At 73.8% G+C, this 12,977-nt stretch carries 15 protein-coding genes and 1 pseudogene; 4 read left to right on the top strand and 12 right to left on the bottom strand.

Going from position 1 to position 12,977, the window contains the following annotated elements:
* From MTDSW087_RS28655 to MTDSW087_RS28640, 4 genes are all read right to left on the bottom strand, one after another.
* A partial coding sequence (locus MTDSW087_RS28655) for a pseudouridine synthase (RefSeq protein WP_483403751.1) occupies window positions 1–1,960 on the bottom strand: 1,960 nt, incomplete at its 3' end.
* Between the two features lie 99 nt (window positions 1,961–2,059).
* Window positions 2,060–2,686, bottom strand: a complete 627-nt coding sequence (locus MTDSW087_RS28650) for a LysE family translocator (protein WP_144769029.1) — start codon at window positions 2,684–2,686, stop codon at window positions 2,060–2,062.
* 180 nt (window positions 2,687–2,866) lie between these two features.
* On the bottom strand, window positions 2,867–3,043 hold the full coding sequence (locus MTDSW087_RS28645; RefSeq protein ID WP_144769027.1) for a DUF1328 domain-containing protein: 177 nt from the start codon (window positions 3,041–3,043) through the stop codon (window positions 2,867–2,869).
* 97 nt (window positions 3,044–3,140) lie between these two features.
* Entirely contained in the window at window positions 3,141–3,332 is a 192-nt protein-coding gene (locus tag MTDSW087_RS28640; RefSeq protein ID WP_144769025.1) for a CsbD family protein, read from the bottom strand.
* Between the two features lie 145 nt (window positions 3,333–3,477).
* Between MTDSW087_RS28640 and MTDSW087_RS28635 the strand changes: the two genes are divergently transcribed.
* The 4 genes from MTDSW087_RS28635 to MTDSW087_RS28620 all read left to right on the top strand — a co-directional run bounded on the left by MTDSW087_RS28635 (window position 3,478) and on the right by MTDSW087_RS28620 (window position 6,532).
* The gene (locus tag MTDSW087_RS28635) at window positions 3,478–4,011 is read left to right on the top strand and encodes a nucleoside deaminase (RefSeq protein ID WP_238179585.1); all 534 of its coding nucleotides are present in this window, start codon (window positions 3,478–3,480) and stop codon (window positions 4,009–4,011) included.
* 72 nt (window positions 4,012–4,083) lie between these two features.
* Window positions 4,084–4,788 (top strand): SDR family NAD(P)-dependent oxidoreductase, encoded by a 705-nt coding sequence (locus MTDSW087_RS28630; protein WP_144769023.1) that lies wholly within the window; start codon window positions 4,084–4,086, stop codon window positions 4,786–4,788.
* A 39-nt stretch (window positions 4,789–4,827) separates the two neighbouring features.
* A complete protein-coding gene (locus MTDSW087_RS28625; protein WP_144769022.1) occupies window positions 4,828–5,472 on the top strand; it encodes a DUF47 domain-containing protein in 645 nt (214 codons plus the stop codon).
* 58 nt (window positions 5,473–5,530) lie between these two features.
* On the top strand, window positions 5,531–6,532 hold the full coding sequence (locus tag MTDSW087_RS28620) for an inorganic phosphate transporter (RefSeq protein ID WP_144769020.1): 1,002 nt from the start codon (window positions 5,531–5,533) through the stop codon (window positions 6,530–6,532).
* Between the two features lie 127 nt (window positions 6,533–6,659).
* Here the strand turns inward: MTDSW087_RS28620 and MTDSW087_RS28615 are convergent, their stop codons facing one another.
* The 8 genes and pseudogenes from MTDSW087_RS28615 to MTDSW087_RS31135 all read right to left on the bottom strand — a co-directional run.
* Entirely contained in the window at window positions 6,660–6,989 is a 330-nt protein-coding gene (locus MTDSW087_RS28615; RefSeq protein WP_144769018.1) for a cupin domain-containing protein, read from the bottom strand.
* A 29-nt stretch (window positions 6,990–7,018) separates the two neighbouring features.
* Window positions 7,019–7,459 (bottom strand): helix-turn-helix domain-containing protein, encoded by a 441-nt coding sequence (locus tag MTDSW087_RS28610; protein WP_144769016.1) that lies wholly within the window; start codon window positions 7,457–7,459, stop codon window positions 7,019–7,021.
* Window positions 7,460–7,763: 304 nt separating this feature from the next.
* Entirely contained in the window at window positions 7,764–9,719 is a 1,956-nt protein-coding gene (gene mutL / locus MTDSW087_RS28605) for a DNA mismatch repair endonuclease MutL (protein WP_144769014.1), read from the bottom strand.
* Between the two features lie 36 nt (window positions 9,720–9,755).
* Window positions 9,756–10,136: a fluoride efflux transporter CrcB gene (gene crcB, locus MTDSW087_RS28600; RefSeq protein ID WP_144769012.1), complete on the bottom strand. Its 381-nt coding sequence runs from the start codon at window positions 10,134–10,136 to the stop codon at window positions 9,756–9,758.
* 99 nt (window positions 10,137–10,235) lie between these two features.
* Window positions 10,236–10,598: a hypothetical protein gene (locus MTDSW087_RS28595; RefSeq protein WP_144769010.1), complete on the bottom strand. Its 363-nt coding sequence runs from the start codon at window positions 10,596–10,598 to the stop codon at window positions 10,236–10,238.
* Between the two features lie 221 nt (window positions 10,599–10,819).
* Entirely contained in the window at window positions 10,820–12,004 is a 1,185-nt protein-coding gene (locus MTDSW087_RS28590) for an acetyl-CoA C-acyltransferase (RefSeq protein ID WP_144769008.1), read from the bottom strand.
* A gap of 54 nt (window positions 12,005–12,058) precedes the next feature.
* Window positions 12,059–12,817, bottom strand: coding sequence for an SDR family NAD(P)-dependent oxidoreductase (locus MTDSW087_RS28585; RefSeq protein ID WP_144769006.1), 759 nt, complete (start codon window positions 12,815–12,817; stop codon window positions 12,059–12,061).
* A gap of 59 nt (window positions 12,818–12,876) precedes the next feature.
* Window positions 12,877–12,977 (bottom strand): annotated as a pseudogene (locus MTDSW087_RS31135) (branched-chain amino acid ABC transporter permease); the annotation flags it as partial.

Raw genomic sequence — 12,977 nt, 5'->3', positions numbered from 1 at the left:
GGCGTGCCCCGCCGCCGGGCCGGCCGGCACCGGATCCGCCGGGGCGTCCGCCACCGGGCTTGCCGCCCCGGAAGCCGGCCCCCTTCGGCGCGTCGCCCCGCGGGCCGGACCGGCCGCCCGGCTTCGGGCCGCCCGCCTTGAACCCGCCGGGCCGCCCCTCCGCGCGGGCGGGGCCGCCCTCGCGGCGTCCCTCGCCGCCCTGGAAATCGCGCTTGGCGCCGCCGGGCTTCCCGCCACCCGGCTTCCCGCTACCGGGCCTGCCTTCGAACTTGCCCCCTGCCCGTCCGTCGGGCTTGCCGCCGAAGCGCCGCTCGCCGCGGCCCTCGCCGGACGGCCGCTCGGCCGAGCGCGCGGGACGGCCGCGCGGCGCGCCCTCGTCCTCCCAGGGCGGGCGGCGGTTCGGGCGCTCGCTGCCGCGCTCTGTGCTGCGCTCGGGGCGCGGGCCCCGCGCCTCGCGGACGGCCTCGCCCTCTCCGCGCCGGCCGCGGGCGGCCGGGCGAGGCGCCTCGTCGCGGGCGTAGCGGCGGCGCTTCGGCGCCTCCTCGGGGGCGGCCTCCGGCGCCGGGCTCGGCGACAGGCGCTCGACCAGCACGCGGCGCTCGCCGGACTTGATGGCGCCGACGCGCTCGCGGCCGCGCTCGGCGGCGGTCTCGCGCTCGGAGCGCGGGTCGGCGCCGCGGCGCGGCACCTTCCGGCCCCGCGGGGCCTCGCTCGCCTCGTCGGCCCGCCAGACCGAGCGGCGCGGGCCGGGGCCCATGCCGCCGGTCGGCACGCGCTCGGGCGCCTTGGCGCGGGCGGGGCGCTCGTACCCTTCGCGCGCCGGAGCCTCGCGCCGGCCGCGCACGGAGCGGGGCGCCTCCTCGGCATCGTGGCGGGATTCCTCCCGCGCGGCCGGCTTGGCCTTCTTGGCGGAGGAGCCGAAGGGCGCGATCGGCTCACGCACCGGGCTCTCGAAATCGACGCCCGCCTGCTCGGCGAGGTTCTTGCCGAGCTGCTCCTTCAGCACCTTGGTGCGGACCTCGTCCACGAGGCCGGATTCGAGCTCGCCGAGCTGGAACGGGCCGAAGGAGAGCCGGATCAGCCGGTTCACCGAGAGGCCGAGATGCTCGAGGATGCGCTTGACCTCGCGGTTCTTGCCCTCGCGCAGGCCGAGCGTCAGCCAGAGGTTGTCGCCCTGCACCCGGTCGAGGGTGGCCTCGATGGGGCCGTACTCCATCCCGTCGATGGTCACGCCCTTGCGGAGCCTGTCGAGCTGGGCCTGGTCGGTGTCGCCGTGGGCGCGCACGCGGTAGCGGCGCAGCCAGCCCGTATCGGGATGGGCGATCACCTTGGCGAGGCCGCCGTCGTTGGTGAGGAGCAGCAGCCCCTCTGTGTTGATGTCGAGCCGGCCCACCGCCACCACCCGCGGCAGGTCGTCGGGCAGCGCGTCGAACACGGTGGCGCGCCCCTCGGGGTCGCGCGCCGTGGTGACGAGCCCGCGCGGCTTGTGGAACAGCCAGAGCCGGGTGCGCTCGCGCGCCGGTAGCGGCTCGCCGTCCACCGTGATGCGGTCGGAATCGGTGACGTTGACGGCGGGCGAGTCGAGCACCTGGCCGTTCAGGGTCACGCGGCCGGCGAGGATCATCGTCTCCGCGTCGCGGCGCGAGGCGATGCCGGCGCGCGCGATCGCCTTGGCGATGCGCTCGCCCTCGAAGACCGTCTCGGCCTCGGGAGCCGTCTCGGGCGCTGCTTCGGTCGCAGGCCCGGCCGCGGCGTCGGGCTCCGCCTCGGGGGCCTTGCGCCGCCTCAGGGGCGCGTCGCCGTCCGCGGAGCGGCTGCGCGCCGCCTTCGGCTTGCGCTCGGGCCGCTCGCGGCCCTGCGCGGGGTCCGGGCGCTCGCTGTTGGCGTCGGTGGAGGGGACCCAGGGCTCCGGCCCTGCGCCGTCATCGTCTTTGGACTTGTCGCTCATGCGCCAGCCCATAACAGAGCGGATCGCGGGGCGCGAGACGCTGTTCTCCGGCAGCATGCTCCGACGCGCTCGCTTTCCGCCGAACCGGTCTCCACTTCTGCGGAGAGCGCTCTAGTGGCGCGTGCCGAGCAGCGCCGCGCCGAAACCCAGGAAGATCGCGCCGGTGGCCCGGTCGAACAGGCGCTGCGCCTGCGGCCGCGCCAGCAGGCGGGCGATGCGCCGGCCGCCGAGCCCGTAGATGCAGAACCAGAAGGTCTCGACGCCGAGGAAGGTGGCGATCAGCACGGCGAATTGCGGCGCCTGCGCCCGGTCCGGATCGACGAATTGCGGCAGGAAGGCCGCCGTGAACATCAGGAGCTTGGGGTTGCTGAGGCCGACGAGCAGCCCGCCGCGGAACAGGCCGGCGGCGGAGGGCGCGCGCGGGGCGCGGGCGGCGCCCGGCTCCAGCATCGGCTCGCCGCCGCGCCAGCAGCGGATGCCGAGATAGATCAGGTAGGCGACGCCCGCGTAGCGCAGGACCTCGAACAGGAGCGGCGAGGCGGCGAGCGCCGCGCTCAGGCCCGCGGCGGCCCCGGTGAGCACGACGAGGAGCGCGCAGAGGCACCCCAAAGCCGCCGGCACGCTCGGGCCGAGGCCGAAGCGCACGCTGCGGGTCAGCACATGCAGCATGTTGGGGCCGGGCGTCCCGCTGAGCAGGAACACCGCGCAGAGGAACAGCCACCACGTCTGGAAGGTCATGGCGCCTGCATAGCGTGCCGGCCTCCGCGATGCACGCGCGCGCTGCGCCGGGATGGGATGCGCCTGGAGGAGATGCGCCTCGATGAGATGCGCCTGGGCCGGAACGCGAAGAGGCGGCCCGTGGGGGCCGCCTCGCGCAGGGATCCGTATGGGGATCCGGTCAGGACGGAATGCGTCCGGTCACAGCCGCGGGGCGCGGCCGCGCACCACGCCGAACACGGCGGAGATCAGGAACAGGGCGATCGCGACGAAGAACACGATCTTGGCGGCCTCCATGGCCGTCCCGGCGATGCCGCCGAAGCCGAGCAGAGCGGCGACGAGCGCGACGACGAGGAAGGTGACAGCCCAACCGATCATGAAAACCTCCGAGTTCTGTCCTGTGATGTGCCTGTGACCTGCGGATCCTATCGCCGAGGCCTCCCCGGTCGCGCCGGACCGGGGAGCGCCTGCGGCGTCAGAGCTTCGAGGCGGCGTCCTTCACCGTGTCCTTGGCGGCGCCGATGCCGCGCTGGGCCTCGCCCTTCAGCTCCTGGGCCTTGCCCTCGGCCTTCAGCTTGTCGTTGCCGGTGGCGTCGCCGATGCCCTGCTTGGCGTTGCCGACGGCCTCGTTGACGGCGCCCTTGATCTTGTCCGTGGTGCTGCTCATGGCTGTTTCCCTCAAGTGTTGTCTCTGCGGCCAAGCCGCGGTGCCTTCAGAACGGCGGCCCGAGGCGGAATGTTCCGTGGATTGGACTTCTCTCCGAACCGTGATCGCGGCCCGCGTGGCGGCGTTCGGGGCTAGGAACGCGGCGATGGCGAAACCGATCCATGGGCCTGTCCAAGGACCCGTTCACGAGTCCGTCGATGAGTCCGCCGACGAGTCCGCCCCGGGGCTGGTCGCGGCGGGCGACCCGTTCGACCGCGCCTTCGCCGAGGCGCGCCGCGCCGCCGCCGCCGGCGAGGTGCCGGTGGGGGCGGTGGTGGTGCGCGACGGGCGGATCCTCGCCGCCGCCCACAACCGGCCCCGCGCCCTGCACGACCCGACGGCCCATGCCGAGATCCTGGCGATCCGCGCGGCCTGCGCCGCCCTCGGCTCGGAGCGGCTGCCGGGCTGCGACCTCTACGTGACCCTCGAGCCCTGCCCGATGTGCGCCGGGGCGATCGGCTTCGCGCGGATCCGGCGGCTGTATTTCGGCGCCTCGGACCCGAAGGGCGGCGGCGTCGAGCACGGGCCCCGCGTGTTCAACCAGCCGACCTGCCACCACGCGCCGGAGGTCTATGGCGGCTTCCGCGAGGGCGAGGCGGCGGAGCTGCTGCGCGCCTTCTTCGCCGAGCGGCGGGACTGAAAGCCCTCGACATTCCGCAAAGCTGGCGCACCTCACCCCGCATCGACCCGCAACCGGGAAGCGGAGGTGGCCATGGTCCCCGTCTACGAACGTGCCCTCATCGTCGGAGCCGGCTCGGGCCTGAGCGCGGCGCTCGCCCGGCAACTCACCGCCGACGGGCTCAAGGTCGGGCTCGCCGCCCGCGACGTCGCCAAGCTCGCCGACCTCGCCCGCGAGACCGGGGCGGTACTCCATGCCTGCGACGCGGGCGAGCGCGCCTCGGTAGAGGCCCTGTTCGCCGCGATCGAGCCGGCGCTGGGGGGCGCGCCCGACGTGGTGGTCTACAACGCGAGCGGGCGCCTGCGCGGGGCGATCGACGCCCTCGATTCCGAGGCGGTCGCCGACGCGCTGCGGGTCAGCGCCTTCGGCGGCTTCCTCGTGGCGCAGGCGGCGGCCCGGCGCATGCTGCCCGCCCGCCACGGCGCCATCCTGTTCACCGGCGCCTCCGCCAGCGTGAAGGGCTTTCCCGGGTCGAGCCCCTTCGCCATGGGCAAGTTCGCCCTGCGCGGCCTCGCCCAGAGCCTCTCGCGCGAGTTGCACCCCAAGGGCATCCACGTCGCGCATTTCGTGATCGACGGCGCCATCCGGAACCCGGCCCGCGTGGCCGAGGCGCCCGACGCCCCCGACAGCCACCTCGATCCGGAGGCCATCGCCCGCGCCTACCGCGCGGTGCTCGCCCAGGACCGCAGCGCCTGGACCTCCGAGATGGAACTCAGGCCCTGGCTCGAGAGCTTCTGAGGTTAGCCGGATAAGCGAGGCGGAGGGGAGGAGCATCGGATGCTGAGCTGGTTCCGGGCCTTGATGCCGCGGGAGGACCGCTTCTTCGACCTGTTCGCGCGCCAGTCCGCCGCCCTGGTGGCGGGCGCCGAGGCGCTGCAGGGCCTGCTCCAGGGGGGCGATGCCGTGCCCCGCTACGCCGAGGCCATCGTGCGGCACGAGCACGAGGCCGACATCGTCACCTGCGAGGTGCTGGCGGCGGTGCGGCGCAGCTTCATCACCCCCTTCGACCGCGGCGACATCAAGGACCTGATCCAGTCGATGGACGACGCCATCGACCAGATGCAGAAGACCGTGAAGCTGATCGACCTCTACGAGGTGCGCAGCTTCGAGCCGACCATGCGCGAGATGGGCGACACGGTGGTGGAGGCGGCTCGCCTCACCGCCGAGGCGGTGCCCCTGCTCGCCGCGATCGGCACCCATGCCCAGCGCCTCGGCACGCTCACCGAGGCGGTGACCCGCGTGGAGGGCCGCTCGGACGACCTGCACGACCAGGGCGTGAAGGCCCTGTTCCAGGCGCACGGGCGCTCCGACCCGATGCGCTACATGATCGGGCGGGAGATCTATTCGAGCCTCGAGAGCGTGGTCGACCGCTTCGAGGACGTCGCCAACGAGATCAACGGCATCGTCCTCGAGAACGTCTGATGGGCCATCCTCTCTCGACCCTGCCGGGGGCCCTCGCGATCCTTGGGGCTGCGGGCCGATGACCGCCATCGCCCTGCCCTATCTGGTCGGCCTGATCGCGGTGGCCCTGTTTTTCGACTTCCTGAACGGGCTGCACGATGCCGCGAACTCCATTGCCACCATCGTCTCCACGCGGGTCCTGAGCCCGCGCTACGCGGTGTTCTGGGCGGCCTTCTTCAACTTCATCGCGTTCCTGTTCTTCGGCCTGCACGTGGCGCAGACGCTCGGCACCGGCATCGTCGATGCGAGCGTGGTCGATGCGCGCGTGATCTTCGCCGCGCTCCTCGGCGCCATCGCCTGGAACATCGCGACTTGGGTGCTCGGCATCCCGTCGAGCTCCTCCCACGCCCTCGTCGGCGGCCTCGTCGGGGCGGGCACCGCCAAGGCGGGCCTGTCGGTGGTGGTCTGGGGCGGGCTCGCCAAGACGGTCGCCGCCATCGTGCTCTCGCCGCTCCTCGGCTTCCTGCTCGCCCTCCTCCTGGTGCTCGCGGTCTCCTGGGCCTTCGTCCGCGCCACGCCGTTTGCCGTCGACCGCACCTTCCGGGTGCTGCAATTCGTCTCCGCCTCGCTCTACTCCCTCGGCCATGGCGGCAACGACGCGCAGAAGACCATGGGCATCATCGCCGTGCTGCTCTACTCGCAGGGCCTCACGGGCGGGGAGTTCCACGTGCCGCTCTGGGTGGTCCTGTCCTGCCAGGCGGCGATGGCGCTCGGCACCCTGTTCGGGGGCTGGCGGATCGTCCACACGATGGGCTCGCGCATCACGCGGCTCAACCCGATGCAGGGCTTCTGCGCCGAGACCGGCGGGGCCATCACCCTGTTCGCGGCGACCTGGCTCGGCGTGCCGGTCTCGACCACGCACACCATCACCGGCGCCATCATCGGCGTCGGCGCGGCGCGGCGCACTGCCGCGGTGCGCTGGGGGGTGGCCGGCAACATCGTGGTCGCCTGGGTGGTGACGATGCCCGCCGCAGGCCTGATCGCGGCGCTCGCCTACGCCCTCGCCGGGCTCGCCGGCTGAGCGGGAGGCATTGAGGGCTCTGATACGACATCCGGGTGATCCCTTCGGGATGGCGGATGTCGCCTTCGCGCAAGCGCCGCGCGGGCTTGGCCGAGGCCGCGTCCGGTCTGATCAACCGGACGCGGTCTCAGCTGAGATGCAGCGCGAGCCAGATCGTCGGCGGGTCCCGGTCGGTGCGCTCGACGCGGTGGCGGCGATGGGCGGGGATCAGCAGGTGGTCGCCGGGGCCGAGGCGGCGCGGGGCGGCCTCGTCGGCGAAGCGCAGATCCGCGGTGCCGGAGAGGACCAGCACCCACTCGTCCTGCGGCTGGTCGTAGAAGAAGCCCAGCGGGCTCGCCTGCCCGGTCGAGACGATGCGCTCGACCACGAGCCCGGGCCTCGCGAGGAGGCGGGTGAAGACCTCGTCCGGCCCGGCCGGCGGCAGGTCGGCCAGCAGGTTCGCGGGCGCGCCGTCCATGGGCGCCATCGGTTCCGTGGGCGCCGCCCTCAGGCGACGTTGCCGGAATCCGTGCCCGCGGATTCCGTGCCCTGCCAGAGCCGGGCCGCGGCCTGGACGAGGTTGAGCACCTCGCGCCGCGTCTCCTCGTCGGAGATCGCCTCGTAGGCCTGCAGCAGGGCGAGCGCCCCGCTCTCCTGCAACGCCGCGAGGCTGCTGATCCCCTCCTCGGAATCGTCGAGGTCCTCGGCGAAGAACACCGAGACCGGCACGCCGAGCCGGTCGGCGATGGCGCGCAGCCGACCGGCGCCGATCCGGTTCTTGCCGGTCTCGTATTTCTGCACCTGCTGGAAGCTGATCCCGAGGGCATGGGCGAGCATGGTCTGGCTCATGCCGCTGGCCGAGCGCAGCAGGGCGATCCGGTTGCCCACCGTGTGGTCCACCGCCGTGGCGCGCTTCGGCTTCTGCTTCGGGCCGCTGGGCTCGGTCATGGTGGCGGGTGCGCCTTGGTTCTGTGGACGGAGGACGAGCGAAGCTCGGCGGTTCGCGCCGATCTGTATCAAGAATACCAGGGGAAGGTGAGCAAAAACTGTCCACCTATCCGGCCCCATCGCCGCATCCGCGCGACGTCCTCCGGCATCGGTCTGTCGGGGGCGGGCATGGACACTCCGGGAGAACGCGGCGGCCATCAGCGGACGGCCCAGCCGCAGGACATCCCGTCCAGCCCGGGAATTTCAATAATCTAGGTTAGGTTTTAACGGCTTTTCGCGCACGAGACCGTGACCGGGCCGGCCGTCACCGGCGCCCGAACAGCCGCTCGATGTCGTGGAGCGCCAGCGCGATCGAGGTCGGGCGGCCGTGATTGCACTGACCGGACTTCTCGGTGGCTTCCATCTCGCGCAGGAGCGCGTTCATCTCCTGCGGGTGCAGGCGGCGCCCCGCCCGGATTGAGCCATGACAGCTCATTCGCGACAGGATCGCGTCGAGGCGGCGGCCGAGCGGGCCGTCCTCGGCGGCGGCCGCGCCGCCCTCCTCCACGCCGCTGGCCTCGAGCGCGTCGAGGATGTCGGCGACGAGGGCCCGGACCGAGGCGCCCTTGAGGATGGCCGGCACCTCGCGCACCAGGACGGCGCCGGGGCCGAAGGCCTCGAGCCCCAGGCCGAGCCGGTCGAGGTCGGGCGCCGCCGCCGCGAGCCGCGCCGCGTCGTCGGGGGGCAACTCGATCACCTCGGGGATGAGCAGGCCCTGGCGCAGGATGCCACCGGCCGCGCGCTCGCGCTTCAGCCGCTCGTAGACGAGGCGCTCGTGCGCGGCATGCTGGTCCACGATGACGATGCCGTCGCGGGTCTGGGCCAGGATGTAGGTCTCGTGGATCTGCGCCCGCGCGGCGCCGAGCGGGAAATCGAGGGCCTCCTCCTCGGCTGCCGGCTGGAAGGCGGCGGCCTGGGGCGGGTCGAGGAGCGCCTGATCGAGAGGGGCATGCTCGAAGTGAGCGTGATCGAGGTGAGCCTGATCGAGGTGAGCCTGGGCCGCCTCGCCGAAGCCGGGGTTCCCCTGCGGCGCGCGGTAGCCCGGCGGCGCACCGAAGGAGGGGGCGCGGGCGGGCATGGCCGGGCGCTCGGGCCGGAACAGGCTCGGCGCGCTGGCGCCGCTATAGCTGCGGAGCGGCGGGGCGGCTGGCATCCCGGCGGCCGGGCGCAAGGCCTCCAGCGCGCGGGTCGCCCCGGTGGTGGCGCTGCGGGCGCCGCCCCGGCGCAGGGCCTCGTGGATCGCGCTGACCACGAGGGCCCGCACGAGGCCGGGATCGCGGAAGCGCACCTCGGTCTTGGCCGGGTGGACGTTCACGTCGACGAGGGCCGGGTCGCAGGCGAGGAACAGGCCGAGCACCGGGTGCCGGTCCGAGGCGAGCGTGTCGGCATAGGCGCCGCGCACGGCGCCGAGCAGCAGCCGGTCGCGCACGGGCCGGCCGTTCACCACGAGGTGGATGTGGTTGCCCGCCCCGCGGTTGAAGGTCGGCAGGCTCACATGGCCGGTGAGCGCGAGCCCCTCGCGGGCGAGGTCGACCGGCAGCGCGTTCGGCGCGAAGTCGGCGCCCAGCACCCCGGCGAGCCGGCGCAGGCTTGCCGTCTCGCCCTCCTCCGCCGGCAGGACGAGGGGCGTACCGCCGTCGCTGCGCAGCGTGAAGCGGATCTGCGGCTGCGCGACCGCGAGGCGGCGCAGGATCTCGGAGACCGCCGCCGTCTCGGCCCGGTCGGATTTCAGGAACTTGAGGCGGGCGGGCGTCGCCGCGAAGAGCTCGCTCACCTCGATGCGGGTGCCGCGCTGCGCGGGTGCCGGCCGCACCGGCCCCTTCGCCCCCGCCTCGACGGTGAGGCTCGCCCCCTGCTCGGCCTCGGCGGTGCGCGAGGTGAGGGTGAGCCGCGAGACCGCGCCGATCGAGGGCAGCGCCTCGCCGCGGAAGCCCAGCGTGTCGATGCGGAAGAGGTCGCCGTCGGGCAGCTTCGAGGTGGCGTGGCGCTCCACCGCGAGGGCGAGGTCGTCCGGCCCCATGCCGACGCCGTCGTCCACCACCCGGATGAGCTGGCGCCCGCCCCGCTCGATCGTCACCTCGATGGCGCGGGCGCCCGCGTCGATGGCGTTCTCGACGAGCTCCTTCACGGCCGAGGCCGGCCGCTCGACCACCTCGCCCGCGGCGATGCGGTCGACGAGGACGGGGTCGAGGCGGCGGACCGGGCGGGATGGGATGGTCATCGGACCCGCAGATATAGCGGTGCGGGCGGGGCCCCGCTACGCCATCACGGCGCGGGTGAGGACCATGCCGGCGATGAGCCCCGCGACGCCGAGGCCCACCGAGGCGAGCACGTAGAGCGCCGCCGCCGCGCCCTCGCCGCGCTGGTAGAGCGCGACCGCGTCGAGGGAGAAGGTCGAGAAGGTGGTGAAGCCGCCGAGGATTCCGGTGGTGAGGAACAGGCGCATCGGGTGGCCCGCGGCGCCGCGCAGCGCGAAGGCCTCCGCCAGCACGCCCATCAGGGCCGAGCCGAGGACGTTGATGATCAGCGTGGCGAGGGGGAAGCCGAGGCCGGGCAGGAGCCGGGCGACGGCGAGGTTCACGCCGTGGCGGGCGCCGCCGCCGAGGCCGGCGCCGATGATGACGAGGAGCGCGTTCATGGACTCTTCCGCAGGCCCCGGCGCCATGCGGGCCGGGATCGTCCGGCCTATACAGGATCCGGGCCGCGGATCGTCAGCCCCCTCGGAGCGGAGCCGGGCTCAGCCCCGGGCGGCGAGGCGCGGGCCGCCGAGGCTGATCCGGGCCGCCCCGCTGGTGCGCGGCGCGCCGTAGGCGGGGGGCGCGTAGGGCCGGCGCGAGAGGTCGTAGAGGGTGGTGCCGACGAGGCCGGCGGCGCGGCGCAGGCTCGGGCCGTCGCAGGTCGCGGCGATGCGGATGCCGAGCTCGTAGGTGTGGCTGCGCCCATAGAGATAGACCGCGAGCCGCGCCCGGGTCGCCTCCGGGATGCTCGCGACCAGCTCCGCGACCGCCTCCGGCGCGGCGCGGGCGAGGCGCCCGAGCGCCTCGACGGGAACGGGGCAATCCTGCGCCGGGTCGTCGACGCTGAGCGGCGGAGCCTTCATCGCGGCACCTGTCCTGGCCTGTGTACCTGTCTGACGTGACGGTCCAAAGCTGCGGCCGGATGGTTAACGAAGCGTCAACGCCCCGTAAGAAATGGTTTCCGCGCCGCCCGACGACTGATGACGGCCAAGCTTCCCTGTCATCTTGTCTTGCTTCAGGACTTGGGTGTTGCTCGCCGGCCGGGCGTGGGCATTGTCCGGGAGCTGGTCTCACGCCGCCGTGATCAGGTCAGGCGCTCCACCGCCATCGCGGTCGCCTCGCCGCCGCCGATGCACAGGCTCGCCACGCCGCGCCGCAGCCCGTGCGTCTCCAGGGCGGCGATGAGCGTCACGAGGATGCGCGCGCCGGAGGCCCCGATCGGGTGGCCGAGCGCGCAGGCGCCGCCATGGACGTTCACCCGATCATGGTCGAGGCCGAGATCCCGCATCGCCGCCATCGCCACGACGGCGAAGGCCTCGTTGATCTCGTAGAGATCGACCGTCCCGGCCTCCCAGCCCACGCGTTTCAGGAGGGTGCGGATCGCGCCGACGGGGGCGGTGGTGAAGAGGTTCGGCGCCTGGGCATGCGTCGCCTGTCCGCGGATCGCGGCGAGCGGGGTCAGCCCGCGCCGCTCGGCCTCGGAGAGCCGCATCAGCACGAGGGCGGCGGCCCCGTCCGAGATCGAGGAGGCGTTGGCCGCCGTCACCGTGCCGCCCTCGCGGAAGGCCGGGCGCAGGGTGGGGATCTTGTCGGGGCGGGCATTGCCCGGCTGCTCGTCCTCGGCGACGACGCGCTCGGCGCGGCCCCCCTTCACCGTCACGGGGGCGATCTCGCGGGCGAAGCGGCCCTCGTCCTGCGCCGCCTTCGCCCGGCCGAGGGAGGCGAGCGCGTAGGAATCCTGCGCCTCGCGGGTGAACTGATAGGCCTGCGCGCAATCCTCGGCGAAGGTGCCCATCAGGCGGCCGCGGTCGTAGGCGTCCTCCAGCCCGTCGAGGAACATGTGGTCGCGCACCTGCCCGTGGCCCATGCGGTAGCCGGCCCGCGCCCGGTCGAGCAGGTAGGGGGCGTTGGTCATGCTCTCCATGCCGCCGGCCACCGCCACCGCGGCGTGGCCGAGTGACAGGGAATCGTGGGCGAGCATCGCGGCCTTCATGCCGGAGCCGCACATCTTGTTGACGGTGGTGGCGCCGGCCGCGAGCGGCAGCCCGGCCTTGAGCGCGGCCTGGCGCGCCGGGGCCTGCCCCTGCCCCGCCGGCAGCACGCAGCCGAACACCACCTCCTCGACGGAATCGGGCGGGATCCCGGCCCGCTCGACGGCGGCCCGGATCGCGGCGGCGCCGAGCTCCGGCGCCGGCAGGTCGGCGAGCGCGCCCTGCAGCGCGCCGATCGGCGTGCGCGCCGCGCCGACGATGACGACGGGGTCCTGCATCGGGCATCCCTCCCTGACGATCGGCTCGGGGCTGAATCCAGCGTGGCGCCAGATCTAGCGCGGGGCCATCCGCAGCGCCCCGTCAAGGCGGATGACCTCGCCGTTGAGCATGTCGTTCTCGATGATATGGGCGACGAGCCCGGCGAATTCCGCCGGCCGCCCGAGGCGCGGCGGGAAGGGCACGGAGCGCCCGAGCGCCTCCTGCACCTCCGGGGCCAGGCCCGCCATCATCGGCGTCTCGAAGATGCCGGGCGCCACCGAGACCACGCGGATGCCGTGGCTCGCGAGGTCTCGGGCGAGCGGCAGGGTCAGGCTCGCGACGCCCCCCTTGGAGGCGGCGTAGGCCGCTTGGCCCACCTGACCGTCGAAGGCGGCGATGGAACTGGTGGTGACGATCACACCGCGGGCGCCGCCCGTATCAGGGACCTGCGCCGCGATGGCCTCGGCGGCGAGCCGGACCATGTTGAAGGTGCCGACGAGGTTGACCCGGACGGTACGGGCGAAGCTGTCGAGGTCGTGCGGGCCGGAGCGGCCGAGCACCCGCGCCCCGGTGACGATGCCGGCGCAGGTGACGAGCCCGTCGAGGCGGCCATGGGCTTCGAGGCAGGCGGCGATCGCCGCGCGGCCCTCGGTCTCGTCGGCGACGTCGGTGCGCACGAAGCGGCAGCCGATCTGGGTCGCGACCTCGGCCCCGCCTTCCGCGATGTCGGCGATGACGACCCGGCCGCCCGCCCCGGTCAGGTGCTCGGCCACGGCCCGGCCGAGCCCCGAGGCGCCGCCGGTGACGAGGAAGACGCGGTCCGCGATTCTCATGGGCCATCCGCTCCTGGGACCGGGAGGTTAGCCGATCGCCCTGTCGCGCTGCTCCCCGGTCACAGCGGTTTCTTGAGGAGCTTGGCGAACAGCCCGACGATGCCCTCGCGGAACAGCAGCACGCAGAGCACGAAGACCGCGCCCTGGATCACCGTCACCC

This window comes from Methylobacterium dankookense, from assembly GCF_902141855.1.
GTDB classification, from domain to species: Bacteria; Pseudomonadota; Alphaproteobacteria; order Rhizobiales; family Beijerinckiaceae; genus Methylobacterium; species Methylobacterium dankookense.
Note: the sequence above shows the minus strand (reverse complement) of the source record. Positions and strands in the feature narration are given on the sequence as shown.